This is a genomic window from Pseudorhodoplanes sp. (genome assembly GCF_059499825.1).
The window spans coordinates 116,426-140,861 of the sequence record NZ_JCABZI010000014.1 but is presented as its reverse complement, the minus strand read 5'-3'; the positions used below and the strand labels follow the sequence as shown (position 1 = coordinate 140,861).

Sequence of the window (24,436 nt, the reverse complement as noted above, 5' to 3'; positions counted from 1 at the left end):
CTCGGGGCGGACACGCTCCGGGCCCTCGCCACGTTATCGCGGCGGGTGCATAATCCGATGCGCGCCTCCTGCCGTCAGCGCCGGAAAACGATCATGAATGACCGGATCGACGACGCCCGCCGGTCAGGGATCCGGAACCTGCTCGGTCCCGGCCTCGTAACCGGCGCCGCCGATGACGATCCTTCGGGCATCGCGACCTATTCGCAAGCGGGTGCGCAATACGGCTACAGCCTGCTGTGGACGGTCTTCCTGACCACTCCGCTCATGATCGCCATTCAAATTGGTGAGCGCCCAAATCGGCCGGGTCACCGGCAAGGGGATCACTGCAAACGCCAGGGAGCTGTACGGCGCTTCCGGGGTTTCGGTGCTGATCGTACTTCTGGTGGTCGCCAATACGATCAATATCGCCGTCGATATCGCGGCCATGGCCGAAGCCCTGTTCCTGGTCGTCGGGGGCTTGAGGCACGAACATGCCCTGATATTTGCCGCGGTGTCCGTGCTGTTGCAGGTTTTCGTGCCCTACCGGCGCTATTCACCGATCCTGAAATGGCTGACCCTTGTCCTGTTCCTCTATGTCGGCGTGGTTTTCACCGTCGATATTCCGTGGCGCGAGGTCGCGGTTAAGACACTGCTTCCACAGGCGCAACTCACCCCGGACTATCTGATGCTTCTGGTCGCCGTACTGGGCACCACGATCAGCCCCTACTTGTTTTTCTGGCAAGCCTCTCAGGAGGTGGAGGAAATGCGACGGCAGAAGAAGTCGCGCCCGCTCAACAGGCTCTCCCGCGGTGGAGGCAGCGAAATGCAGCGCATCAAGTTCGATACAAGCATCGGCATGATTTTCTCGAACACCATTGCCTTTTTCATCATGCTCACCACTGCGGCCACGCTGCATGCAAACGGCGTGACGAATATCCAGACCGCAGCCGATGCCGCGAGCGCGTTGCGGCCGATCGCAGGCGAGTTTGCCTTTCTTTTGTTTGCGCTCGGCATCATCGGGACCGGCCTCCTGGCCATTCCTGTGCTCGCGGGTTCCGCGGCTTATGCGGTCGCCGACCTTTATCATTGGCCATCGTCGCTGGAAGCCAAGGTCCCGCACGCACTGGGCTTTTATGGGATCATTGCCGCGGCGACGCTGATCGGATTCGGCCTCACTTTCACACCATTCGATCCGATCCGCATGCTGATCTGGAGCGCTGTCATCAACGGCGTCGTCGCAGTTCCGATCATGGCGATCATGATGTTGATCGTGACCCGCCGAGAAGTCATGGGCCGCTTCGTCGCCAGCCGCCGCCTGAAGATCGCAGGCTGGGCGGCGACCGGATTCATGGCGACGGCTGTAACGGCGATGCTCGTGGCGATGCTTTGGTAGAAGCGCCGCCGCGCCTGCAACAGGCGCCAGTATTGTTAGTGGTCGGCGGCCCCTACGCCATCCGCCGGATGCCGGGGGGCTGCCAGGTGCCCGAACCCGCCGGCAGGATCGACGGCGCCGCCGTCTTCGGCCAGTACAGGCGCATCACCATGTAAATCGGCCCGTCGGGCGCGGGCAGCCAGTTGGCCTCCTTGTCGGCGCCGGGCGACTTGCTCTGGATGTAAATCGGCAGCGAGCCATCCGGATTGGTCTTCATGCCGGGCAGCATCGGCGAATTGATCAGGTAACGGTCGATCGGATTGTTGATCAGCAATTGCGATCTGCCGTCATACATCGTGATCGACCAGAACGAATTCACCGGCGGCAGCTGGCCCGCCGGGAAGGTCAGCACATAATTGTGCTTGCTGCCGTCGAGAGTCTGACCGTCGGCATCGACACGGGTGAAGGGGTACATCGCTTCTTCAGGACTGTTGCCGTAGATCCCGGCCTTGGCGGCAACCGCGCGCTTCATCCAGTCGCCATTGTAATGCGCAGCATCTCCCGGCAACCCACTCACACGCCAGCCGTTGATGGCTTGGCCGGCGTTAGCGACCGCCTCATCGACCTTTCGCTCGCCTTCCTTCATGCCGAGCCCGACCTCGAGTTTCTCCTCGAGCGTAAGGTCCTTGAAGTCGAAGGTCTTGCCCGGTCCGATGCCCATGCGCGCGAGCTGCGCACGGATCTCCTTCTCGTTCTCCTGCGCCGGTGCGAATTGCAGCGCGAAGTCGAGATAGCGGAAGAAATCCGTCTTCACGAGTTCCTTGTCGAATTTCGGAAAATCGACTTCGGCCGTGGAAGACGCGAGCATTGGCTGCTTCAGATAAGCCGACAATGGCTGAGCATGATAACCGGCCTGAACCTTGCGGACATTACCGATGTCAGCCGCATCGAAGAGCTGGGTGCGGAAGATCGCGAGCGACATTTGCGTGCTCGACCGGAACATCTGTTTGATGCCGGCCGGCATCGTGCCCTTCCAATCCGGGCCGACCACCATGTAATCGCCAGCGGCAATGCCGGTCGCCCGGCTACCGATATAGCCGTAATTGTACGTATTGCCGTCGACGAGTTGCACCGAATAATAGCGCTTGGGATCCATGGCCGGAACGGAAATAACCATCGGCTCGGCCCGCAGGTCGACCCACAGCATCGAATACGGCGTGTCGCTGTTCGGTGTCGGGACCGCCGTATCCTTGTAGGTGAATACGTTCGACTCGTTCTTGATCTGGTTGAACGGCGCCTTGTATTGCGACGAGTTCTTGTCGATGACGAACTCGTACATGACGCCGTAATTCATCACGATCGGCAGGCCGTAGATGAAGCCCTTCTCGGCAATGTCTTTGGCTTCAAGAAAGCGGGGACGGCCGCTTTGCGCGAACGCAAGATAGGGCTTTGCCACGGCGGTGGCGGCGGCGGCGCCTGCAGCCGAGCGCAAGAGGTCGCGTTTGGTCAGCATGAAATGCACTCCCAGGAAGGGTGATTGGATGGCCGGTCGCACGCGTCCCCTGAGTGCGGTGTCGCATCCTACATGACAGTGAGCGGCAGCACAGACCGCCCCATGAGTGTGACTGGCATTCCGCCGAACACATTTTCGCGACCGGCAATCCGGAGCACGGGGGCCGCATCCTGTAGATTAACGCGCCCCTCGGCACCTGCCATTTCGAGACAGAAACGCAAAAATTTCCGAAAGGTGATACCTTCGCAGGAGCCGTAACGGATTTTCCGATGTCGCATTTCGATCTCGCGCTGTCTGTCGCACTTGGCATTGTCCTGGCGGCATCGACAGGTTTCCGCGTCTTCCTGCCGATGCTGATCGCCAGCGGTGCGGCCTATACCGGCTACCTGCCACTGGCTGAAAACTTTGCCTGGCTCGCCACGCCACTCGCATTGACCATGCTCGGCGTGGCCGCGCTGGTCGAGATCGCCGCCTATTACATTCCCGGGATCGACAATTTGCTCGACACGCTGGCCGCGCCCGTGGCGCTGGTCGCAGGAACGGTACTGTCGGCCGCGGTGATGACCGATGTCCCGCCGATGGTGAAATGGACCGCCGCGATCATCGCAGGTGGCGGGGCCGCCAGCGTCACACAGCTGGTCACCACCATGCTGCGCGCGAAATCGACGATCTTCACCGGCGGGATCGGCAATTCGGCGGTTGCGACCGCTGAACTCGGCGGCGCTTTCATTCTGCCGCTGCTGGCACTCGCCGCACCACTGCTCGCCCTCGGACTTGTGTTGTTGTTGCTGTGGATGGCGCTCCGCTTGCTGCGACGGCTGCGCCAGAGCGGCAAAGGTCCGACCACAGCATCGCCGGACGGCAGCGGATGATGGCGTCGGACAGTAGTTTCGGCTGCTTCAACCCGCAGCCGCAAGGCGCTCGGCACGTTCCATGTCGCGGATCAACGTGTCAGCAAGCGCGGACGCGGCTTCGACATGGGCCATACAGGCTTTAGCGGCTGCGTCGCCGTCGCCCCTGCGGATTGCATCGACCACCGCCTGCATCTGGATCGGACCGGACCGCGAGCGCCCTGGCGTCTGGATGGTCAGCGCGCGCAAGTGATTGATGCGTGAATGCAGTGACGAGATGATGGTCCAGGCCACCGGCTTCCCGGCGCACTCAAACAGCAAGCGATAAAAACTGGTCGCCTCCGCGAGCACATCACTGGCCGAGCCCTTCTTATAGCCACGACGCATCCGTGAAAGGATCGTATCCAGAGCGTCAGCGATGTGCGGATCGCGGCTTTCGGCACAGGCGCGCGCGGCAAGGCTCTCCAGCGCACCGCGGATTTCGTAGATCTGCCGGGTCTCGGCGATCGTCGGCCGTGCCACCACCGGACCGCGCTGCCCCTGCGACTGCACCAGGCCTTCGGCTTCAAGGTGGCGCAAGGCTTCGCGCACCACCGTCCGGCTGACGCCAAGTTGCGTGCACAGATCGCGTTCCACCAGCCGGTCGCCCGGCCGGTAGCGCTGGCTCGCGATCGCCTCGCGCAATTTTTCGAGCGTCAATTCACGCAGTGTCTTGGCGCTCCGGTCGACCAGCATCGGTGAGTTCATGGCTCCTCCGCGCTCCTGTTAGCGGATTTCCCCGGCGCTCGCACCGCCCGGGTTGACTCGGTCCCCGCCCAGCCATAATTTTTATATTACGGTATACCAAAACGGATTTTAAGCCTAGATATGACCGACGCTGTCCGCAAGATCGTCACTTATATCGACGAAACCCTGATCGAGGGCGGCCGTACGGCGCCCAAGCCGTTGCAGCTGTTCGCGGTCGCCGCGGTGGTGCGCAATCCCTGGGCGGGCCGCGGCTTTGTCGACGATCTGGCGCCGGAGATCCGCCAACTCGCGCCGGTCCTGGGTGAGATCCTGACGACGCGCATTCTGTCGCTCGCGGGCTCGGGCGACGCGGTGGAAGGTTACGGCAAGGCCGCCATCGTCGGCACCGGCGGCGAAATCGAGCACGCGTCCGCTCTCATCCATACGCTGCGCTTCGGCAACATCTTCCGCAAGGCGGTCGGCGCCAAAAGCTATCTCAGCTTCACCAATGTGCGCGGCGGCCCCGGCTGCGCGCTGGCGATCCCGATGATGCACAAGCACGACGAGGGCATGCGTTCGCACTATCTCACGGTGCAATTCTCGATCGCCGACGCGCCGGCCCCGGACGAGATCGTGGTCGCGCTCGGCGCCTCGATCGGCGGCCGGCCGCATCATCGCATCGGCGACCGCTATCAGGACCTCAAGGAGCTTGGCGCGATCGATGCCTGACACCGTCACTGTCCCGCATACGATCGGCACAGCGCGCGAGCGCGGCACCACGCATGTCCGGCGCAGCGGTAAAGGCAGCCCCATCATCCTGCTGCACGGCCTCGGCATGCAGAACACCGTCTGGCAGCCGCAGATCGAGCTCCTGCAAAGCGAATTCGACGTCGTCACCTTCGATATGCTGGGCCACGGGCAATCGAGCCTGCCGCCGGAGAAGCCACAGCTCTCCGATTACGCCGACCAGGTGCTGAGCGTGATGGATGCGCTCGACATCACGTCCGCGCATCTCGCCGGACATTCGATGGGCGCGCTCATCAGCCTTGAATTCGCGCTCTCGTATCCGGACCGGGTCCGCGGCGTCACGCCGATGAACGGTGTCTATTGCAGATCGCCGCATCTTCAGCAGACTGCGGAGAACCGTGCGCGCGAACTCGAAGCCAATGGCGGCATCACCTCCCCTGATGAGACGCTGAAGCGCTGGTTCGGCGAACCGATCCCTTCCGAACTCGCAGAGGCCGCCACAATTTGCCGCCGCTTTCTCATGTCCGTGAACCCCGTCGGTTACATGCGGACCTACCGGCTGTTCGTCGAGAACGATCGGCGCCATGAGGGCCGGCTCGAAAGCCTGGCCGCGCCTGCGCTGTTCATGACGTCGGAGAACGATCCGCACTCGACGCCGGACATGTCGCGCGCGATGGCTGCGGCCACGCCCGACAGCCGCTGCATCGTGTTGCCGAAGGAACGCCACATGATGACGCTGACCGCGCCCGCCGAGGTCACAAAGCATCTGATTTCGTTTGTCCGGGAAGTCGAGGCGCGGACATCGCGCCAAACCCTCATGACGGAGACTGTGACATGAGCCTGTTCCGCTTTGCGCGACTTATTCCCGCCCTCGCTGCCACGCTCGTTGCGATCACCTTCGCTGCGACCGGCGCGCAGGCGGCCTATCCCGACCGCCCGATCCGACTGATCGTGCCGTATCCCGCAGGCGGCTCCTCCGATATCGTGGCGCGCAGCTTCGCCGAATATTTCGAACGCGCGATGGGACAGCCGATCGTGATCGAGAATGTCGGCGGCGCCGCCGGGCATAACGGCGCGATGCGCGTCGCAGGCGCGGCTCCCGACGGCTACACGCTGCTGATCGGCGCTGGCTCCGAACTGCTGATCCGCAATCTGCTGCAGCCCACGCCGACGGCCGAGCCGATGCGGCCCTATACGCCGATTTCTCTCATCGGCGCGGGTCCGATGGTGATCGTCGGCAAGCCGGACATCAAGGCCGCCGACCTGAAGGCCGTGATCGCACTCGCGGGCCAGCAAGCCGCCGGCCTCAATTACGGCAGCGCCGGTCACGGCTCCTTCATGCATCTGGTCGGCGAAGCCTTTAAATTCCAGACCAAAGCCAAGGTGACCCACGTGCCCTACAAGGGCGCCGCTCCGGTGATGACTGACGTGGTCGGGGGACATGTCGATCTCGGCGTCTCGTCGCTCGCCGCCGCGCTTCCCTTCATCAAGGGCGGCCAGGCACGCGCCTTCGCGGTCACCTCGGCCGGCCGCACCGAGTTTGCACCGGACGTCCCGACTCTTGCCGAAATGCCGGAGATGAAGGACTTCAGTCTCGAACTCTGGATCGGCCTGTTCGGACCGGCCGGCTTGCCCGCCGATGTGGTGACCAAGCTCGAGCAAGCCGCTCGTACCGCACTCGACGAGCCGGAGCTGAAGACCAAGCTTGCGCGAGCGTCGATTTCCGTCCGCAAATTGTCGGGCGCGGAGTTCAAGGCATTCCTCGATGCCGAGAACCAGAAATACAAGACGATCATCACCGATTCCGAAATCAAAGGGCAATGACGGCGGCTGGATTGAATAGAGCTGGCAGCGCCGTCAGAACAGCGTCGGCTGCCGGTCGTCCTTCTTCGCCTTGCGCGCAGGCTTGGCCGGTGGCGGCGTCTCGCTCGCGGGTGGCGCAGCATAGCGCGCGATCAGTTCCGGTCCGTCATGGATGGCGCGGTTGACCGCGGGCGCCACTTCGTAGACTTCCAGCTGATCGTCCTGCGCTGGCGCAATCAGCGCGGCCGCCATGGTCTGATCGACCCGCGCGGTATCGAGCCACATATCCCAGGCCTCCGGAGGCAGGATCACCGGCATCCGGTGATGGATCGACCTGATCAGCGGACTTGCGTCGGTGGTAACAATGGCGGCGGTGTCGAGTTCCTCGCCGTTGGGCCCGATCCAGGTTTCCCATAAGCCCGCAAAGGCCAGCGGGCCGCCATCCTTGCGCTGGATGAAATAGGGCCGGTTCAACGAACCATCGCGCTTCCATTCATAGAAGCCGTTGGCGGGGATCAGGCAGCGCCGCCGCTTCATGGCATTCTTGAACGCGGGGCGCTCGTTGACGGTTTCACCGCGGGCGTTGAACAGAAGCGAGATGGTCTTCGGGTCCTTCACAAAACCCGGGATCAGACCCCAGCGCATCAGCACGAATTGCCGCTCGCCATCGCACAGCCGCACCACCGGGATAGGCTGGCTCGGGGCCACGTTATAGCGCGGTGGAAAATCCGGCATCTCCTTGTACTCGAAGAGCTGCCGCATCGCCTCCGGCGCGGTGGTGATGGCATAGCGTCCGCACATCGTTGCAAGATAGTCTGGATCGGCGCGGGCGGAAGTCGAAACCGCCGCACGGCTGCTACAATTCGGTGGATGACAGTCATGGATGACCGTGCCTACCCGACGCGACCGTTTCTCGCGGCTAGCGCCGCCGTAATTCGTAACGGGAGGGTGCTGATCGTGCGCCGCGGCGGCACCTTCGGCCGCGGCATCTACACCCTGCCGGGCGGGGTGGTGGAAGCGGGCGAGACACTGACCGACGCCGTGATTCGTGAGGTGCGAGAGGAGACTCAGGTCGCGATCGAGCCGGTGGCGCTCGCAGGTTACCGGGAAATGATCATGCGCGACGATGGCGGAAAGACCGCACGGCATTTCGTGATCGTGTGCTTCGCGGCGCGCTGGATCGCCGGCGAGCCGGTGCCGGATGCGACCGAGATCGCCGAAGCCGCCTGGCGGCTGCCGGAGGAACTTGACTGCCTCAAGACCACCGACGGCCTGCGGGAGATCATCGCCGAAGCCATGGGGAAGCTGTGACCTCTGGCGGAGGACAACAGGGGAAATACGCGGGCGGCCGCCTTGCCCTCGCCGCAGAGCCGGCGCATATCAGCCGCGCAATGATCCGATCCCTGATCCTGTGTCTCGCCCTGAGTCTCCCGCTCGCCGCTCCCGCGCGCGCGGTCGACAGCGGCGCGCTGTTCGAAACCGAACTGGAGCGCCTGTCGGAAATTCTGGGCGCCCTCCACTACCTGCGCCCATTGTGCGGGGCGAAGGAAGGTCCGAAATGGCGCAATGAGATGCGGGCCTTGCTGGACGCCGAGGCGCAGGCTCCAGAACGGCGGACCAAGCTGATGGCCAGCTTCAACCGGGGTTACAACGGCTTCCAGCAGACCTACCGGTCCTGCACCGAAGCGGCCGATCTCGCGATCCGCCGGTATCTGGACGAAGGAACCAAGATTTCCCGCGAAATCACCGCGCGTTACACTAATTAGGGGCGAAATCTCCGGTCCCTAGCCGCGCCGGGCACTTGTCCCAGCCACGTTAACCTTTCCTAAAGACGATGGTTTGCTGACGGCACCTGCATGTTAACCTGCCGGCTCCTTGGGGCGGGCGCTGCGAAGCGCGGGAATTCGATTGCAATGACAACATTGACGCGCATGTACGCCGATCGTGATCCAATTCCGGATAACGAGCAGAAACAAGTCGCGCTTGGTTACGTGCACGAAGCCTGGGCGGAGGCCCGGCTCGATGGCGTCGATGGCGATTGCATGGCCCAAGCCTGCTTGTTCGCGGCGCTGATCGAGTTCGTATCGACCTATGGCGAAGATGCCGCCTCCGCCTTCGCGGAAGGGCTGCCCGCCCGCATCCGCAACGGCGAATTCTCGGCCGACCTGTCGCGGCAATAGGTCAGACGCGCGGGATATTCGCGTCCGCCACCACCTTGGTCCATTTGGCGACATCGTCCGCGACACGATCGCGGAAGCCCTGCGGCGTGGTCGGCACCACATCGCTGCCGAGCTTGCGCAAGCGCTCGATCACTTCCGGTTCTGCCAGGATCGCCTTGATCTCCTCGTTCGCCTTGGCAACGAAAGCCGGCGGCAGCCCGGCCGGGCCGGCAACGCCGAGCCATGAGGTGACGGTATAATCGGGTACCGTCTCCCCGATGGTCGGCACGCCGGGCAATAGGAAGAACCCCTTTGGCCCGGTAACCGCGATCGGCCGCAAGCGCCCGTCGGAAATAAACGGCATCAGCACCGCTGGCGTATCGACCTGGAAATCGACGCGCTGCGCTAGCAGGTCAGTGATGCCCTGCGGCGACCCGCGATAGGGAATGTGCTGGATCTTCGCCTTCGCCATCGCGGCGAACAATTCGAACGCCAGATGCATGCCGGTGCCGTTGCCGGCGGTGGCGCAGGTGAGCTTGCCGGGATCGGCCTGCGCCGACTTGATCACGTCCGCCACGGTCTTTGCCGGATGGTCCGGATAGGTCACGAGGATGAACGGGAAATCCGTCAGCATCGAAATAAAGGAGAAGCTGTCGACTGCGTTGTACGGCAGTTGCTTGTAGATCGCGGCCGACACCGCATGCCCGCCTGGCAAAATGGTAAGCGTGGTGCCATCCGGTTCGGCGCGTGCCACGGCGGCAGCCGACGTGGTGCCCCCTGCCCCCGGCCTCGGCTCGACCACGATCTGCCGATTGAGCCGCTTTCCGAGATGATCGGCGATCAGCCGCGCAACGATGTCCACATTCGCGCCCGGGGTGAAGCCGTGCATCATGGTGATGGTGCTGCCACCGCTCTGGGCAAAAGCGGGCACTGCTGCAAAGGCGGACAATCCGGCCAGCGCGGTGCGACGGGTAATCTGCGTGGTCATTCCAGTCTCCAGAACGTTCTGCTGATGCTCAGTGTGGCGCGGTCTCGACCCGATATCCAGCCTCCTTGAGGATGCGCTCGCCGGAGGCTGCCAGTTCTGCGAGACGGCGGCTGAGCACGTCGGCCGGGATGGTCAGCTTGCCATCCTTCTTGCGGACGATGCCATCGATGATCACGGTGTCGACATTGCCCGCGCCGGCAATCTCCACGATCGAGAAGATCGGATCGTAGACCGGCGCCATATTGATGTCGTTTGCGCGCAGCATCACGATATCGGCCTTCTTGCCCGGCGTGAGCGTGCCGATGCTGTCTTCCATCAGGAAGGCGCGGGCGCCCCCGATGGTTGCCCATTCCAGCGCCTCCCGCGAGCGCACCGGCAATTCCTTCAAAGGCGAATTTCCGCGCAGCGCGTTGTTGCGAACTTCCTTGCCGCGCGCGAACAGCAGCGCGGCCTGCATCTCACGGAACATGTGTCCCGAGCAGAATGGCTCGACATCGATGCCAAGCGACGGCAACCCGCCAGCTTCGCGGAACGCCGCAACCTGCGCATCGCCGATATGATGATGCAGTTCGACCAGCACCGTGGAGGTGAGCGAGGCGCCGTTGTCGACGATCAGCCTCAGGTCGGCATGTTTGTAGGTGGTGCCGTGCACCAGATTGTGGTCAGGCCCGAGCAACCCCTCCTTTGCCATCCGCGCATAGCCATCCGGCACCACGCAATGTTCCCGCGGACGCGTATGCGACGACGACACCAGACCGAATTCGCGTGCCATGCGGATATCGTGCTCGACCACTTCCCAGGCGCCCCAGTCCGGGCCGAGGATCGCCATGGCCAACGTGACGCGGCCGTCGTCGCTGGCGAGCCTGCCCTTGCGCAGCGCCTCGATCCGATCGCGCGGATGCGGCACATGGGTGAACGGGACCCCGCCCTCCTTGGTCGGCGGCTTTGCCGTGCCATGCGCGAACACAGCGCGAATGCCGCTGTCGACCAGGCCGTCGACGGCGCGCTCGGCCATCTCGAGGCTGGTGATGTTGTGGCACCAGTCGACCAGCGTGGTGACGCCGGCATCGATCTGCGCCAGCGCGCCGAGCAGATTCCCGAGGTAATTGTCCTCGGCGTTGTAGCGGGTGGCGAGATTGAGATGCATATGTTTGAGGTAATCCGGCGTGGTCCATTCGACGCCGATGCCGCGCAGCGCGGTTTCCCACGTGTGCATATGCGCGTTGACGAGCCCCGGCATCACGATTTTGTCGGTCGCGTCGATGGTTTCGTCAGCGGCGGCGTTCAGACTTTTTCCAACCGCCTCGATGCGATTGCCTTGAAGGAGGATTTCGCCGCCCTTGAAGTCGCCGATCGCCGGATCGAGCGTGACCAGCCAGCCGCATTTGATCAGAACGCGTTTCATCATTTCCATTCCATGCTTGAAATTGTTACGCGGTCAGCGTTTCGAGGAAGCGCACGCGCTCGCCCTGCGAGGGCGTCACGAGTTCGCCGTCCCACATCACGCGGCGGCCCCGCACGATCGTGCCCACTGGCCAGCCGACAACACTGACGCCGTGATACGGCGTCCAGCCGGCCTTCGATGCCATCCATTCGTTGGTGATGGTCTCGCGGCGCTTCATGTCCACAATCGTCAGATCGGCGTCATAGCCGACCGCGATCCGGCCCTTGCGCGCAATTCCGAACAACCGCGCCGGCCCCGCGCTCGACAGATCGACGAAGCGGGCAAGCGACAGCCGCCCGGCATTGACGTGGTCGAGCATCAGCGGCACCAGCGTCTGCACGCCGGTCATGCCGGACGGCGTCGCCGGATAGGATTTCGATTTCTCGTCGAGCGTATGCGGCGCATGATCGGAGCCGAGCACGTCGACGATGCCCTGCTCCAGTCCGTACCAGATGCCGGCCTTGTGCGCGGCGTCGCGGACCGGGGGATTCATCTGCGCTTTGGTCCCGAGCCGCTGGTAGCAATCCGGCGCTTCCAGCGTCAGATGATGCGGCGTCACCTCGACCGAGGCGACGCCCTTGTGATCCTTGAGGAAATCCATCTCCTGCGCGGTCGAGATGTGCAGCACATGCACGCGCGCGCCGGTTTCGCGCGCCACCCGTACCAGCCGCTCCGTCGCCATCATCGCGGCTTCGGCATCGCGCCAGACCGGATGCGACGATGCATCGCCCTCGACCCGCAACGACTTGCGCTCGTTCAGCCGCGCCTCGTCCTCGGCATGGAACGAGGCGCGTCGGCGGATCACCCTGAGGATGTTGCGGAGCCCCACCTCGTTGTCGACCAGCAACGAGCCGGTCGACGACCCCATGAAAACCTTGACGCCGCAGCAGCCCGGCAGCCTCTCCCATTCCGGCAGATGTTTATAATTATCGTAGGTGCCGCCAATGAAAAACGCATAATCGCAATGCATGCGATGGTGGCCGCGCCGGACCTTGTCGGCCAGTGCCTCCGGCGTGATCGTCAACGGATCGGTATTGGGCATCTCGAACACGGCGCTTACGCCGCCCATCACGGCGCTGCGCGACCCCGATTCCAGATCCTCCTTGTGGGTGCCGCCCGGCTCGCGGAAATGCACTTGGGTGTCGATAACGCCGGGCAGAACATGCAGGCCGGTGCAATCGACCACGTCCCCGGCGGAGGCTTTTGACAGGTCGCCCAGAGCGGCAATGCGGCAGCCGGTCACACCGACATCGCGAGCGCCCTCCCCGTCCTGGTTGACCACAATGCCGCCGCGAAAAATCGTGTCGAAGGTCTGTGTCATGGCATGTCCGGTATGAGGCTCTTGAGCGGCCCTGTCGAGCGCCTTACGTTTCGGATCGAAATCTGGCAAGACCCCGGCCATGAAAGCAGCCTTGCTCACAGATCGCGGCGTCCTGCGGGTTTCCGGCGAGCCCGCCCGCGCCTTCCTGCACAACCTGGTCACCGCGAATATCGAGACGCTGACGCCTGGACATGCCCGCTATGCAGCGCTGCTGACCCCCCAAGGCAAAATCCTTGTGGATTTTCTCGTGATAGAAGCGCCGGCCGCGGATGGCGGCGGGTTCTTCATCGATGCGCCAAAGGCACTGGTTCCGGACCTCGTCCAGAAGCTTACATTCTACAAGTTGCGCGCCAAGGTGACGATCGAACCGCTCGACTCGCTCGGCGTGCTCGCAGCGTGGGACGGCGTCGGCGCGACCGAGTACGGCCTCGACTATCGCGACCCACGGCTGCCGGCGCTGGGCCAGCGCCTGCTGGTTCCGGCCGACGTCGTCAGGGAGGCAGCGGCCGATCTCGGCGCCACGCTGGTGAATGAATCCGAATACGATGCGCACCGGATCGCACTCGGTGTGCCACGGGGGGGCGTCGACTTCATCTTCGGCGACGCGTTTCCGCACGATGCCAATCTCGACAAGCTTAGCGGCGTCGATTTCAAGAAGGGATGCTTCATCGGGCAGGAAGTGGTGTCCCGGGTCGAACATCGCGGCACGGCGCGCAACCGGATCGTGCCGGTCGCATTTGACGCGCACGCGGCCGAGGACGGCAGCACGGTCATGGCCGGCGACAAGAACGTCGGCACCATGGGTTCGTCCGCGGGCAATATTGGTTTGGCGATGCTGCGTGTCGATCGCGTTGCCGATGCGCGGGCCGCGGGCGTGCCGCTTCTGGCCGGCGGCATTCCGATGACGCTGCGCGAAGGCCGCATTGCGGATTTCATGAAGGACGCGAAGGGCTGATGAAAGCGATCACGCACGCAGACGGGCTCGTCCGCTGCCCGTGGCCGAAGGACGACCCGCTTTACGTCGCCTATCACGACACTGAATGGGGCGTGCCGGAATATGACGACCGCGCGCTGTTCGAAAAACTGATCCTCGACGGTTTCCAGGCCGGGTTGTCGTGGATCACGATCCTGCGCAAGCGCGACAATTTCAGGAAAGCCTTCGACGATTTCGACCCGCAAAAGATCGCGCGCTACACGCCGCGCAAAGTCGAAACGCTGATGCGGGACGCCGGCATCGTGCGCAACCGGCTGAAGATCGAAGGCACGGTGCGGTCGGCGCAATCCTGGCTCGACATTATGGACAAGGGCGGCGGATTCTCAAACCTGCTCTGGGACCATCTCGACGGACGGCCGAAGGTTAACACCTTCAAGACGCTGAAAGGCGTACCGGCAGAGACGCCGCTGTCGCAAGCGATCTCAAAGGATCTCGCCTCGCGCGGTTTCAAGTTCGTCGGCCCGACCATCGTCTACGCGTTCATGCAGGCGGTGGGGATGGTCAACGACCATCTGGTGACGTGCCACCGGCACGAGGAATGCGTGAAGCTGGCGCGGAAGGTGTGATGGACGTGAAGGCTTCGCGCTCATCCGCCAAACCGCGCGCGTGGCAGCGCATGCTGTCGGGGCGACGGCTGGATCTGCTCGACCCCTCCCCGCTTGATGTCGAAATCGAGGACATCGCGCATGGCCTTGCACGGGTACCGCGCTGGAACGGACAGACCAAGGGCGCACACATCTTTTCGGTCGCGCAACACACGCTGCTGGTCGACACCGTTGCACGCCAGCAGGGACCCCTCGATGACAAGCTGCGGCTTGCGATCATGCTGCACGACGCGCCGGAATATGTGGTCGGAGACATGATTACGCCCTTCAAGGCGGTGATCGGAGATTCCTACAAGGCGGTGGAGGCGCGGCTGCTCGCCGCCATCCATCTGCGGTTCGGCCTGCCGCCGCAGCTTCCCGCCGGGCAGCAAAAGACCATCAAAGCAGCCGACCGGGCCGCCGCCTATCTCGAAGCGACGCGGCTCGCCGGTTTTGCGGAGGATGAGGCGCGCAAGTTTTTCGGGGCGCCGCCGAAGCTTTCTCCGGCGCTGGAACGCGACTATCTCGCACCCTGGCCCGCCGAAACCGCCGAAGCCCGCTATCTGGAGCGGTTCGTGAAGCTTTGCGGGTGACACTTTTCCGTCCGGTACGGTGTGGTTATATCATTCCCGAATCGGACATTGCCCATGATCCACGTCTGTTCACTCGCCCGCCTGCATCCGACCGTCGCCGAGACCGGTGCGAAGCATGTCGTGACGCTGATGAAGGACGTCGCCATGGTGCAACGTCCGCCCTCGATCGAGGAGGCCAATCACCTTCTCCTCGACATGGACGATATCGTCACCGTCATGGACGGTTATGTGCCACCGAACGAAGCTCATATCGCCAGACTGATCGAGTTCGTCACCGGCTGGGACCGGAGCGCCCCGATTGTCGTGCACTGCTATGCCGGCATCAGCCGTTCGACCGCGGGCGCCTTCATCACCGCCTGCACGCTCAATCCGAACCGTGACGAAGAGGTATTTGCGCGCGCCATCCGCTCGTTCTCGCCCACCGCGCAGCCGAACATCCGACTGGTTTCTCTGGCGGACGAAATTCTTGGACGGGGCGGCCGCATGACGAACGCCATCCGCGCGATCGGGCCAGGCATCGCCGCCTATGAGGGCCATCCGTTTCGGCTCGACCTCGAGTGAGCGGCAACTTGCTGACGCCGATCGAAATCGGACTGACCACCGCGATCGTCGCGGTCACCAATGAGGAACCGCAGGTGCTGGTTGCCGGCGAGACCGGCGAAAAGCAGATGCCGGCCGGACTACCATCCGGACCGTTCGACCCGGTCGCGCATCGCACCTTCGAGATCGGCCTGCGTGAATGGGTGGCGGCGCAGACCGCATTGGAGGTCGGGTACGTCGAGCAGCTGTACACATTCGGCGATCGCGGCCGCCATGCGCGCGCCGACGACACCGATCCGCATGTGGTGTCGATTGGCTATCTCGCGCTCACGCGCGTTCCGGATAACGTGGCCGGCCTGCGCGAAGCGGGCGCCGGCTTCAGGCCCTGGTACCGGTTCTTTCCGTGGGAGGACTGGCGCAATGGTCGCCCGGCCATCATCGACGAAACGATCCTGCCGCCCCTGACCGACTGGGCAAAGAAAGGCCCGCGCCGCAGCGAGCGGCTGCGACTGTGTTTCGGGGGCGGTGGGATGAGCTGGGACGAGGAAAAGGTGCTCGAGCGCTATGAATTGCTCTACAGCGCCGGCCTGATCGAGGAAGCGCAGCGCGACGGCAGGGTCAAATCGCTGGAGCCGGTGCTCGGCAAGACGAGGCTTGGCGAATCGATGCGGCTCGATCACCGCCGTATTCTGGCCACCGCCATCGCCAGGCTGCGCGGCAAGCTGAAATACCGGCCGGTGGTGTTCGAACTGATGCCGAACGAGTTCACCCTCACCGAATTGCAGCGTACGGTGGAGGCGATTTCCGGCCGACATCTGCATAAGCAGAATTTCCGCCGGCTGGTGGAAGGCACCGAGTTGGTCGAGCCGACTGGAGAGATGGCGACCGCGACCGGAGGCAGGCCGGCCGCCCTCTTCCGCTTCCGCCGCGAGGTGATGCAGGAGCGGCACGCGCCGGGATTGCGACTGGGCGTGCGGCGCTGAAGGCCGGCGCTCGGGTAAGCTGCGGCGCACCAACAGAGCGGCCCCGGCCGTTTCGCGATTGACCTCATGAGGATAGAGTTCGCCCGCAAATCGGTGGGCGATTCTCATGGACTTCGTCGGCTTCATCGCGCTGGTCGCATTGCTTGTCATCGTCGTGCGAATGCGCAGCAGGCTCACGGCGCTGGAGACGGCGGTGGGCCGGCTCAATGCCTTGATCCCGCAAGCCGCAGCGCCTGCAAGTCCAGCGGTGCTCGAGCCCAAGGAGACGCCGCATCAGCAGAGCACTGCGGCGTCGCCAGTGCAGGCGTCCGGCGAACCGACCGAGGCAGACCGGATCACACCGCCGCCCGCGCAAGACATTGGTGGCCCGCCCGACCCGGCGACGGCATCCGCACCCGCCGGGCCTCGCGAATATGGCGATTTCGAACGCCGCTTCGGCACTCAATGGGTGGTCTGGGTCGGCGGGCTCGCGCTCGCGCTCGGCGGCATCTTCCTGGTGCGCTACAGCATCGAAGCCGGGCTTGTCGGACCCGGCATGCGCATCATTCTGGGCGGGCTGCTCGCGCTCGCGCTGGTCGGACTTGGCGAATTTACCCGGCGGCGCGAAGTCCCGACGGGGCTCGCGCGGTTCAACACCGCCCATATCCCGAGCGTGTTGACCGCGGCTGGAACCACCGTCGCCTATGCGGTGATCTATGCCGCCTTCGCGCTCTACAACTTCCTGTCTCCAGGACTCGCTTTCCTGCTGCTCGGCGCGGTGGCGCTGGCCACGCTCGCGGCAGCGCTGCTGCACGGACCTGCTCTGGCGGGGCTTGGTCTGGTCGGCGCCTTCGTGACGCCGGCCCTGATCGGATCGACGCAGCCGAATTACTGGGCGTTGTATCTCTATCTCACGGTGGTCACCGCAGCCGCCTTTCTGCTGGCCCGCGCCCGGCTGTGGCGCTGGCTGGCGATCACCGCATCGGTCTTCGCTCTGGTCTGGCTGATCCTGCCGCTCGGTGCGGGCGGCGAATTGTATCCGCAAATGGTCTACCTGCTCGCGGGCTTTGCGTTGGCATTGGCGCTGATCGCTAGCGGCGTTCTGTTTGGTCCCGATGCGGAACGCGGACGCTTCGACCTGGTCTCCAGCGGCGTGCTCGCCTGCTATCTGTTTGGCGCATTGCTGGTGGTGATTGCCAATCGCCACGGCAACCCGACGCTGGTGATGCTATTCGTGCTGTGCGCTGCGACCGTTGCCGCCGCCTGGCGCAGCGAAGCGGTCACGCTCGCGCTCGGTGCAGCCGCCCTCGCCGGAGTTCTGGTCGTCGCGCATTGGTCAGTCTCGGATTATTTCGTGCTGATCTCTTCTCCCGGCGGCCCCTATTCCGCCGTTCCGCCGGTCGCCAGACTGGAAGGCCTGCGCGCGCATTTGCTGTTCGGCACGGGTCTCGCACTGATGTTCGGCGCCGCCGGCTTTTTCGCGCAGGGGCGATCGCGTCATCCTTATGCGTCCATCATCTGGGCCGGAATGGCAGTGCTGACGCCGCTGCTGGTGCTGATCGCTCTGAATTTCGGCGTGGCGCAATTCGAGCGCTCGATCCCGTTCGCCGGTCTCGCGCTGTTGCTTGCGGCCGTATTCGGCTTCGCCACCGAAAAGCTGGACCGCCGGACGCTTGCACCCGGGGGCGCTGCGGCGACCGCGGTCTTTGCCTCGGGCACGGTCGCAGCGCTGGCCCTCGCCTTCACTTTCGCGCTCGAACGGGGCTGGCTCACGGTTGCGCTGGCGCTGATGGTACCGGGGATCGCATGGATCTCCGACAAGCGCCCCCTGCCGATGCTGCGCCAGCTTTGCATCGTGCTGGTCGGACTCGTGATCGCGCGCATCCTGTGGGACCCGCGCATTGTCGGCGAGGATGTCGGCACGACGCCGATCATCAACTGGCTGCTCTGGGGCTATGGCGTGCCGGCGCTCGCTTTCTGGACCGGCGCGATGATCCTGCGCAGGCGCAGTGACGACCTCGCCTCCCGCAGCGTGGAATCCGCGGCTATCACATTCACCGTGCTGGCCGTGATGCTGCAGATCCGGCATGTCATGAACGATGGCGACATCTATCGCCCGTCCGCCAGCCTCGCCGAAATCGGCCTTCAGGTCTCGACCCTGCTGGCCATGACAATCGGCCTCGAACATGTCCGCACCCGCACAGGCGGTGTCGTGCACGACGTAGCGGCTCGCGTCCTTGGCGCGCTGGCATTCCTTGGCGCGCTGATCAGTCTCGGCATCCATTTCAATCCGGTCGTAACCGGCGAGCCGACCGGTGGCGTATTCTTCAACGCGTTGCTGCTCGGCTACGGCATCCCGGCGGTGCTGATGGCGGTTCTCGCTCGCATGATCCGCGACTCGCGGCCGGCGCTCGTCTATCGTCTCGCCGCGGTAACAGCGATCGGATTCGCGCTCGTCTATCTCACGCTTGAAGTGCGCCGCATCTTCCAGGGGCCGGTGATTGCAGGCTTTGCGTCAAGCGACGCCGAGCAATACACTTACTCTGCGGTATGGCTCGCATTCGGGGTCGCGCTCCTGCTCGCCGGCATCGCGCTGAAATCGCAACCGGCGCGCTTCGCGTCGGCCGCGGTGGTGATCCTCACCGTCGCCAAGGTTTTCCTGTACGATCTCGCCGGCGTGCAGGGCGTATTCCGCGCGCTTTCGCTGATCTGTCTCGGGCTGACGCTGATGGGGATCGGCTGGCTGTACCAGCGGCTGCTGTTTCCGCCACGGCCGCGCGGGGAAAGCGCTGCCGCGCAGACGACATCATAATCAAGCTGGACTGTCCGGATGAACGACATCACCTACGGCGTCGTACCGATCGAAACGCTGCTGCAATATGACGGGCTCACATTCGTGCGCGGGCTTCTGACCGGGCAATTTCCTGCGCCGCCGATGACGCAAACACTCGGCTTTACGCTGACCGAGGCCGATACGGGCCGCGCGGTGTTTACCGGCGAGCCGCAATCCAGGCATTACAATCCGATCGGCTCAGTGCATGGCGGCTTCGCGATGACGTTGCTCGATTCCGCGCTCGGCTGCGCCATCCATACGACACTGGGCAAGGGCGAGACGTACACCACGCTCGAGATAAAGGTAAATCTGGTCCGTCCGCTGACGAAAGAAACGGGACCGGTTCGTGCAGAAGGCCGTGTGATCCACCGCGGCCGCACGGTTGCCACCTCGGAGGGCGACATCAGGGATTCAGGCGGCAAGCTCTATGCGCATGCCACCACCACCTGCATGATCTTTCCGGCGCGATAAGCGCTTTTGCCAAGAGGACAGAAATCGCCGGCATTGCCCGGCGATCGTGCAGCGCGGCTCAGTCCTTAGTGGAGCGCAATTCCAGCTTCTCGTCAGCAGCGGCTGAAACCTCGGCTTTGACTTCCACCGAGTTCGTGTCGGCGGATTTGATCTCAACCGGCTTGGTCGCGGCCGCGCTTAGTTCGACCGGCTTCGCCGCCAGAGCATTCGTCTCCACCGATGCCTTTGCTTCAATTCCCGCCTTGGCTTCGGCCGGGCTTGCGGCTGCTGCCTTTTCGTCATCCGGATTGTCGTCCACCGGCGGAAGATCGCTGCTATCGATCGGCTTGGGGAAGGCTGCCCGCGCGCTGCCGGTGTGCAATTCCATTGGCGCACCGGCACGGCCGCGCGGTTCCACCGACGCGACCATCGGACGATCGCGGCGCACGAAATCGCAATAGGCGAAGCCCATGCCCGAGACCGATCCGCGGAAGCTGTTATGCGAGGTCTTGATCAGATTGAAGCAGGGCTCGAACGGCACACCCTTGACCGACGCGCAGACACGATCGCCCACGACCCGGATGGTGTTATGCGGCAGCATCGCATAGCGGGTCGCACCGTTGCCACGGAACTGAACGGTTCCCGCGACCGCACCGCTTTCCATGATCCGGCCCGCCCCACGGGTTCCCTCGAAACATTGATAGGTGAAGAGCTTGCCAACGACGAAAGCGCGCGCCTCGCGTGCGCTCATTTGCTGTGCCTGTGCAGGCAGGGCCACGAAGGCCGACGCAGCGATCAAGGCTCCAATACGCAACATGCCGACCCCCAAAACCGAGACCAGGTCCTCTTAACCCGTCTCTTACCATAACAGCTGGTAAATCTGCCCGAACTTCGTAGCCAAATGCTGAAGAAGTTTACCCGATATTGACCACGATCCGCCCCCGGACACCGCCGCCGATGATCGATGGGGCTGTCTCAATAACGGCCTCCAGTGGAATGTCGGTGGTCATTGCGGCCAGTTTCTGGCGATCCAGATCGGTTTCCAGGCGTTTCCAGGCGACCACCCGCTTGTCGAGCGGGCACATCACGGAATCGATGCCCAAAAGCGACACCCCGCGCAAAATAAAGGGAGCGACGCTGGTCGGCAGATCCATACCCGCAGCAAGACCGCAGGCCGCCACTGCGCCGCCGTAGCGGGTCATCGATAGCACGTTGGCCAAAGTGGTGGACCCGACCGAGTCGATGCCGCCCGCAAAGCGTTCCTTGGCGAGCGGTTTCGCCGGACCCGCCAGATCCTTGCGATCGATGATCTCCGTGGCACCGAGGCTCTTGAGATAGTCTGCCTCTTGCGGCCGTCCTGTCGAGGCCGCGACCTCGAAGCCGAGCTTCGACAATAGCGCGACCGCGACCGAGCCCACCCCGCCGGCCGCACCGGTCACGATCACCGGCCCCGAGCCGGGCTTAACGCCCGCCTGTTCCAGCGCCATCACACAAAGCATCGCCGTGTAACCGGCGGTACCGATTGCCATCGCCTCACGCGCACTCATGGTCGGCGGCAGGCGGACCAGCCAGCCACCCTTGACGCGGGCCCTCTTCGCATAGGCGCCAAGATGGGTCTCGCCCAGTCCCCAGCCGTTGCAGATCACCTTGTCCCCGGCGGTCCAGTCCGGATGAGAGGATTGCTCGACGGTTCCGGAGAAATCGACGCCGGCGATCATCGGAAAGCGCCGCACCACCGGCGCCTTGCCGGTGATCGCGAGGCCGTCCTTATAATTGATGGTGGAGTGTTCGACGCGGACGGTGACGTCACCATCCATCAGGTCATTTTCGTCGAAATCCCTGAGCGCGACCTTCTGGCCGGACTCGGCCTTGTCGATCACAATAGCTTTGAATGTGGGCACGGTCTTTCCCCCCGGTCATGCGCGGCATCGTCATAAGGCCTGTCATCCGCGCACTCACCTTCTTGGTTAGAGGATTGTTTGATCGATGGATCGCCGGGTCAAGCCCGGCGGTGACATCAGGCCGCCGCCGGTACCGGACGCGCCACCGGCTGCTCCTTGATCGGCAGGTTGATGATTGCCGACAGGAGACCGAGCAGGATGAACAGCCACCAGATCGCATCGTAGGAACCGGTGCGCTCGAACATGAGGCCGCCGAGCCAGACTCCGAGGAAGCCGCCGACCTGGTGGCTGAAAAACGCAAACCCGGCGAGCATGGTGAGCCAGCGGGTACCGAACATCACCGCCACCAGCGCGTTGGTCGGCGGGATCGTCGACAGCCACATCAGGCCCATCACCGCGCCGAAGACGATCGAGGTGGTCGGGGTCGCCGGGATCGAAATAAAGACGGTGACCGCGACTGCGCGGATGAAATAAATGCCCGCAAGAATATAGCGCTTCGGCATCACGTTGGAGAGATAGCCGGCGGCGATCGAACCGACGATGTTGAACAGCCCGATGGTCGCGATGACGAACGCGCCAAGATCGGCCGACAGACCACGGTCGACCAGATAGGCCGGCAGGTGCACGGTGACGAAGAACACCTGAAATCCGCAACTGAAATAGCCCAGCACCAGCAGCACGAAGCTCGGATGACCGAGCGCCTCGCGCAAAGCGGCGCCGACCGATTGCTGCGCAGCTCGTTGGGCTGGCGTTTCGAGCGATTTCGGCGCCGCCAGCGCAAGCGACAGCGGCATGATCAGAAGCACGACGCCAGCGAAGATCAGCAGCGTCGTGTGCCAGTCAAAGACCGTATTGAGCGCCACCGCGAGTGGCGAAAACAGGAACTGACCGAACGAACTGGCCGCGGTGCCGACACCGAACGAAAATGATCGCCATTCCGGCGGCAGCAGCTTGCCGAACGCTCCGATCACGACCGTGAACGACACACCGGCAAGGCCGAAGCCGACCATCATGCCGCCGGACAGATACATCTCCGTCGGCGACGCGGCGAAGGTCATCCAGGCAAAGCCGAGTGTATACAGCACCGCGCCAATGCTTAGCACCAAGACCGGACCGAAGCGGTCGGCGATGGCGCCGACGAAGGGCTGCGCGGCGCCCCAGACCAGCATCTGGATCGCAATGGCGAGCGCGAACACATCGCGGCCCCAGCCGTTGGCGGTGGACATCGGCGTCAGGAAGAAACCCAGCGTGGAGCGCGGACCGAAACCCAGCATCGCGATCAGACAACCGCAGAGGATGATCAGCGGGATCGACTGCCACGCCGCGCGCTGCAGCCCGGCGCTCATGACGCTGCCCGGGCTTCGGATATTGCTGTTGCTGACGACCGTTTCACCGGCTCCTCCACGATGGGAAGATTGATGATAGCCGATGCTACCCCAAAGGCGATCGAGAGAATCCAGACCGGGGTATAAGAGCCTGTCATCTCATAGGCGATGCCGCCCAGCAGGACTCCCAGGAAGCCGCCGACCTGGTGACTGAAAAACGCGAAACCGAACAGCATCGCAAGCCAGCGCGTCCCGAACATCAGCGCGACCAGCCCCGACGTCGGCGGAACCGTGGATAGCCAGGTCAGCCCCGTCGAGACACCGAACAGGATCGCGGAGGTCGGCGACAGCGGAACCATGATGAAGATCGCAATCGACACCGCACGCGCGAAATACAGGAAGGCGAGAATGTAGCGCTTTGGCATCCTGGATCCGGCCCATCCGGCGGCCAGCGATCCCACGATGTTGAACAGGCCGATGGTCGCAATCACCCAGCCACCGACCTGGACCGTCAGCCCACGGTCGACCAGATAGGCCGGCAGATGCGCGGTGATGAAAGCGAGCTGAAAGCCGCAGGTGAAAAAGCCGAGCACCAGCAGCACATAGGAGCGGTGCGCGAAGGCTTCGGACAAGGCGTGGCGAAGCGATTGCGGCGCATCCGCACCGGGATCGGTCCTGGTGGCGGCGGGCGCGGTCGCCAGCGCAAGCGAGAACGGGATTATCAGCATCACGGCAGCCGCAAACACGAACAGTGCGAAGGCCCAGCCGTAATTCGCGATCAGCGCGGCCCCGAGCGGTGCGAAAAGGAATTGTCCGAACGATCCCGCGGCCGTTCCCGCACCGAAGGCGAGCGAACGCAGGTGATCGGGCACGAGTTTCCCGAGTGCGGCAACCACGAGATTGAAAGAGCAACCCGACAGACCGAAACCGATCATTACGCCGACGGTAATGTTGAACGAGAGCGGCGTGGTCGAATACGTCATCAGCACAAGGCCGACCGCATACAGCAGGGCGCCCCCGCACAGAACGCGCAGCGTGCCGAACCGGTCGGCAATAGCGCCCGCGAATGGCTGGCCCAATCCCCAGAGCAGGTTCTGCACCGCGAAAGCGAGCGCAAACACGTCGCGGCCCCAGCCATTGGCGTCGCTGATCGGCTGCATAAACAATCCGGTCGCTGAGCGCGGACCGAAAGAGATCATCGAGATGACACAGCCGGCCAGGATGACAACGAGCGGCGTGCGCCAGGACATGCGGCCGCCCGGGGCAGCGCGTATTGTATCGTGCATTGCGACCCTTCCGGCGATCGGCGCAAGCCGCGCCATGCCGGCGCGGCGAACGGCGAAAATAGGGC

24 protein-coding genes and 1 pseudogene are annotated in these 24,436 nt (G+C 63.8%); 15 read left to right on the top strand and 10 right to left on the bottom strand.

The features are described 5' to 3' along the window. The first annotated feature begins 93 nt into the window (after positions 1-93). Positions 94-1,372: pseudogene (locus AC5I5I_RS20445) on the top strand (NRAMP family divalent metal transporter). 52 nt (positions 1,373-1,424) lie between these two features. Here AC5I5I_RS20445 and AC5I5I_RS20440 read toward each other — a convergent pair. Beyond that, positions 1,425-2,864: a DUF1254 domain-containing protein gene (locus tag AC5I5I_RS20440; protein ID WP_495976067.1), complete on the bottom strand. Its 1,440-nt coding sequence runs from the start codon at positions 2,862-2,864 to the stop codon at positions 1,425-1,427. Between the two features lie 269 nt (positions 2,865-3,133). Here AC5I5I_RS20440 and AC5I5I_RS20435 point away from each other — a divergent pair, with 269 nt between their 5' ends. Beyond that, the gene (locus tag AC5I5I_RS20435) at positions 3,134-3,736 is read left to right on the top strand and encodes a DUF4126 domain-containing protein (RefSeq protein ID WP_495976065.1); all 603 of its coding nucleotides are present in this window, start codon (positions 3,134-3,136) and stop codon (positions 3,734-3,736) included. Between the two features lie 27 nt (positions 3,737-3,763). On the opposite strand, the gene AC5I5I_RS20430 is transcribed toward AC5I5I_RS20435, so the two are convergent. Then, complete coding sequence (locus AC5I5I_RS20430) at positions 3,764-4,462, bottom strand: GntR family transcriptional regulator (RefSeq protein ID WP_495976063.1); 699 nt, start codon at positions 4,460-4,462, stop codon at positions 3,764-3,766. Between the two features lie 120 nt (positions 4,463-4,582). Between AC5I5I_RS20430 and AC5I5I_RS20425 the strand changes: the two genes are divergently transcribed. The 3 genes from AC5I5I_RS20425 to AC5I5I_RS20415 are packed head-to-tail and all read left to right on the top strand — an operon-like array spanning position 4,583 to position 7,012. After that, positions 4,583-5,170 carry an amino acid synthesis family protein gene (locus AC5I5I_RS20425; protein ID WP_495976061.1) on the top strand — a complete coding sequence of 196 codons (588 nt, stop codon included), beginning with the start codon at positions 4,583-4,585 and terminating at the stop codon, positions 5,168-5,170. Beyond that, complete coding sequence (locus AC5I5I_RS20420; protein WP_495976059.1) at positions 5,163-6,026, top strand: alpha/beta fold hydrolase; 864 nt, start codon at positions 5,163-5,165, stop codon at positions 6,024-6,026. The genes AC5I5I_RS20425 and AC5I5I_RS20420 overlap by 8 nt, the downstream gene beginning before the upstream one ends. Further along, the gene (locus AC5I5I_RS20415) at positions 6,023-7,012 is read left to right on the top strand and encodes a Bug family tripartite tricarboxylate transporter substrate binding protein (protein WP_495976057.1); all 990 of its coding nucleotides are present in this window, start codon (positions 6,023-6,025) and stop codon (positions 7,010-7,012) included. The genes AC5I5I_RS20420 and AC5I5I_RS20415 overlap by 4 nt, the downstream gene beginning before the upstream one ends. 33 nt (positions 7,013-7,045) lie before the next feature. Here the strand turns inward: AC5I5I_RS20415 and AC5I5I_RS20410 are convergent, their stop codons facing one another. After that, positions 7,046-7,792: an SOS response-associated peptidase gene (locus AC5I5I_RS20410; protein WP_495976055.1), complete on the bottom strand. Its 747-nt coding sequence runs from the start codon at positions 7,790-7,792 to the stop codon at positions 7,046-7,048. 78 nt (positions 7,793-7,870) lie between these two features. On the opposite strand from AC5I5I_RS20410, the gene AC5I5I_RS20405 reads away from it, so the two are divergent. The 3 genes from AC5I5I_RS20405 to AC5I5I_RS20395 all read left to right on the top strand — a co-directional run bounded on the left by AC5I5I_RS20405 (position 7,871) and on the right by AC5I5I_RS20395 (position 9,171). After that, positions 7,871-8,302, top strand: a complete 432-nt coding sequence (locus AC5I5I_RS20405; protein WP_495976053.1) for an NUDIX hydrolase — start codon at positions 7,871-7,873, stop codon at positions 8,300-8,302. Positions 8,303-8,382: 80 nt separating this feature from the next. Beyond that, a complete protein-coding gene (locus AC5I5I_RS20400; RefSeq protein WP_495976052.1) occupies positions 8,383-8,757 on the top strand; it encodes a TIGR02301 family protein in 375 nt (124 codons plus the stop codon). A 165-nt stretch (positions 8,758-8,922) separates the two neighbouring features. Then, positions 8,923-9,171: a hypothetical protein gene (locus AC5I5I_RS20395; RefSeq protein WP_495976050.1), complete on the top strand. Its 249-nt coding sequence runs from the start codon at positions 8,923-8,925 to the stop codon at positions 9,169-9,171. Position 9,172: 1 nt separating this feature from the next. On the opposite strand, the gene AC5I5I_RS20390 is transcribed toward AC5I5I_RS20395, so the two are convergent. The 3 genes from AC5I5I_RS20390 to AC5I5I_RS20380 are packed head-to-tail and all read right to left on the bottom strand — an operon-like array spanning position 9,173 to position 12,903. Beyond that, the gene (locus AC5I5I_RS20390; protein ID WP_495976048.1) at positions 9,173-10,138 is read right to left on the bottom strand and encodes a Bug family tripartite tricarboxylate transporter substrate binding protein; all 966 of its coding nucleotides are present in this window, start codon (positions 10,136-10,138) and stop codon (positions 9,173-9,175) included. Positions 10,139-10,166: 28 nt separating this feature from the next. Then, on the bottom strand, positions 10,167-11,543 hold the full coding sequence (locus AC5I5I_RS20385) for an amidohydrolase family protein (protein WP_495976046.1): 1,377 nt from the start codon (positions 11,541-11,543) through the stop codon (positions 10,167-10,169). Between the two features lie 25 nt (positions 11,544-11,568). Beyond that, positions 11,569-12,903, bottom strand: a complete 1,335-nt coding sequence (locus AC5I5I_RS20380) for a dihydroorotase (RefSeq protein WP_495976045.1) — start codon at positions 12,901-12,903, stop codon at positions 11,569-11,571. Positions 12,904-12,982: 79 nt separating this feature from the next. On the opposite strand from AC5I5I_RS20380, the gene ygfZ reads away from it, so the two are divergent. The 7 genes from ygfZ (at position 12,983) to AC5I5I_RS20345 (ending at position 19,880) form a co-directional block, all read left to right on the top strand. Next, positions 12,983-13,858, top strand: a complete 876-nt coding sequence (ygfZ, locus tag AC5I5I_RS20375; protein ID WP_495976043.1) for a CAF17-like 4Fe-4S cluster assembly/insertion protein YgfZ — start codon at positions 12,983-12,985, stop codon at positions 13,856-13,858. Continuing rightward, a complete protein-coding gene (locus AC5I5I_RS20370; protein ID WP_495976041.1) occupies positions 13,858-14,463 on the top strand; it encodes a DNA-3-methyladenine glycosylase I in 606 nt (201 codons plus the stop codon). The genes ygfZ and AC5I5I_RS20370 overlap by 1 nt, the downstream gene beginning before the upstream one ends. Next, positions 14,463-15,074 (top strand): YfbR-like 5'-deoxynucleotidase, encoded by a 612-nt coding sequence (locus tag AC5I5I_RS20365; RefSeq protein WP_495976039.1) that lies wholly within the window; start codon positions 14,463-14,465, stop codon positions 15,072-15,074. Before AC5I5I_RS20370 ends, AC5I5I_RS20365 begins: the two co-directional genes overlap by 1 nt. Positions 15,075-15,128: 54 nt before the next feature. Beyond that, on the top strand, positions 15,129-15,635 hold the full coding sequence (locus AC5I5I_RS20360; RefSeq protein WP_495976037.1) for a tyrosine phosphatase family protein: 507 nt from the start codon (positions 15,129-15,131) through the stop codon (positions 15,633-15,635). Continuing rightward, complete coding sequence (locus AC5I5I_RS20355) at positions 15,632-16,597, top strand: NUDIX hydrolase (protein ID WP_495976035.1); 966 nt, start codon at positions 15,632-15,634, stop codon at positions 16,595-16,597. Before AC5I5I_RS20360 ends, AC5I5I_RS20355 begins: the two co-directional genes overlap by 4 nt. A 106-nt stretch (positions 16,598-16,703) precedes the next feature. Continuing rightward, positions 16,704-19,388: a DUF2339 domain-containing protein gene (locus tag AC5I5I_RS20350; RefSeq protein WP_495976033.1), complete on the top strand. Its 2,685-nt coding sequence runs from the start codon at positions 16,704-16,706 to the stop codon at positions 19,386-19,388. Positions 19,389-19,406: 18 nt separating this feature from the next. Continuing rightward, positions 19,407-19,880: a PaaI family thioesterase gene (locus AC5I5I_RS20345; protein WP_495976031.1), complete on the top strand. Its 474-nt coding sequence runs from the start codon at positions 19,407-19,409 to the stop codon at positions 19,878-19,880. A 58-nt stretch (positions 19,881-19,938) separates the two neighbouring features. Here the strand turns inward: AC5I5I_RS20345 and AC5I5I_RS20340 are convergent, their stop codons facing one another. From AC5I5I_RS20340 to AC5I5I_RS20325, 4 genes are all read right to left on the bottom strand, one after another. Next, the gene (locus AC5I5I_RS20340) at positions 19,939-20,610 is read right to left on the bottom strand and encodes a hypothetical protein (RefSeq protein ID WP_495976029.1); all 672 of its coding nucleotides are present in this window, start codon (positions 20,608-20,610) and stop codon (positions 19,939-19,941) included. Between the two features lie 163 nt (positions 20,611-20,773). Next, complete coding sequence (acuI, locus tag AC5I5I_RS20335; RefSeq protein ID WP_495976027.1) at positions 20,774-21,760, bottom strand: acrylyl-CoA reductase (NADPH); 987 nt, start codon at positions 21,758-21,760, stop codon at positions 20,774-20,776. A gap of 116 nt (positions 21,761-21,876) precedes the next feature. After that, positions 21,877-23,106, bottom strand: a complete 1,230-nt coding sequence (locus AC5I5I_RS20330; protein WP_495976025.1) for an MFS transporter — start codon at positions 23,104-23,106, stop codon at positions 21,877-21,879. Further along, on the bottom strand, positions 23,103-24,371 hold the full coding sequence (locus tag AC5I5I_RS20325; protein WP_495976023.1) for an MFS transporter: 1,269 nt from the start codon (positions 24,369-24,371) through the stop codon (positions 23,103-23,105). Before AC5I5I_RS20325 ends, AC5I5I_RS20330 begins: the two co-directional genes overlap by 4 nt. Between the last annotated feature and the right edge of the window lie 65 nt (positions 24,372-24,436).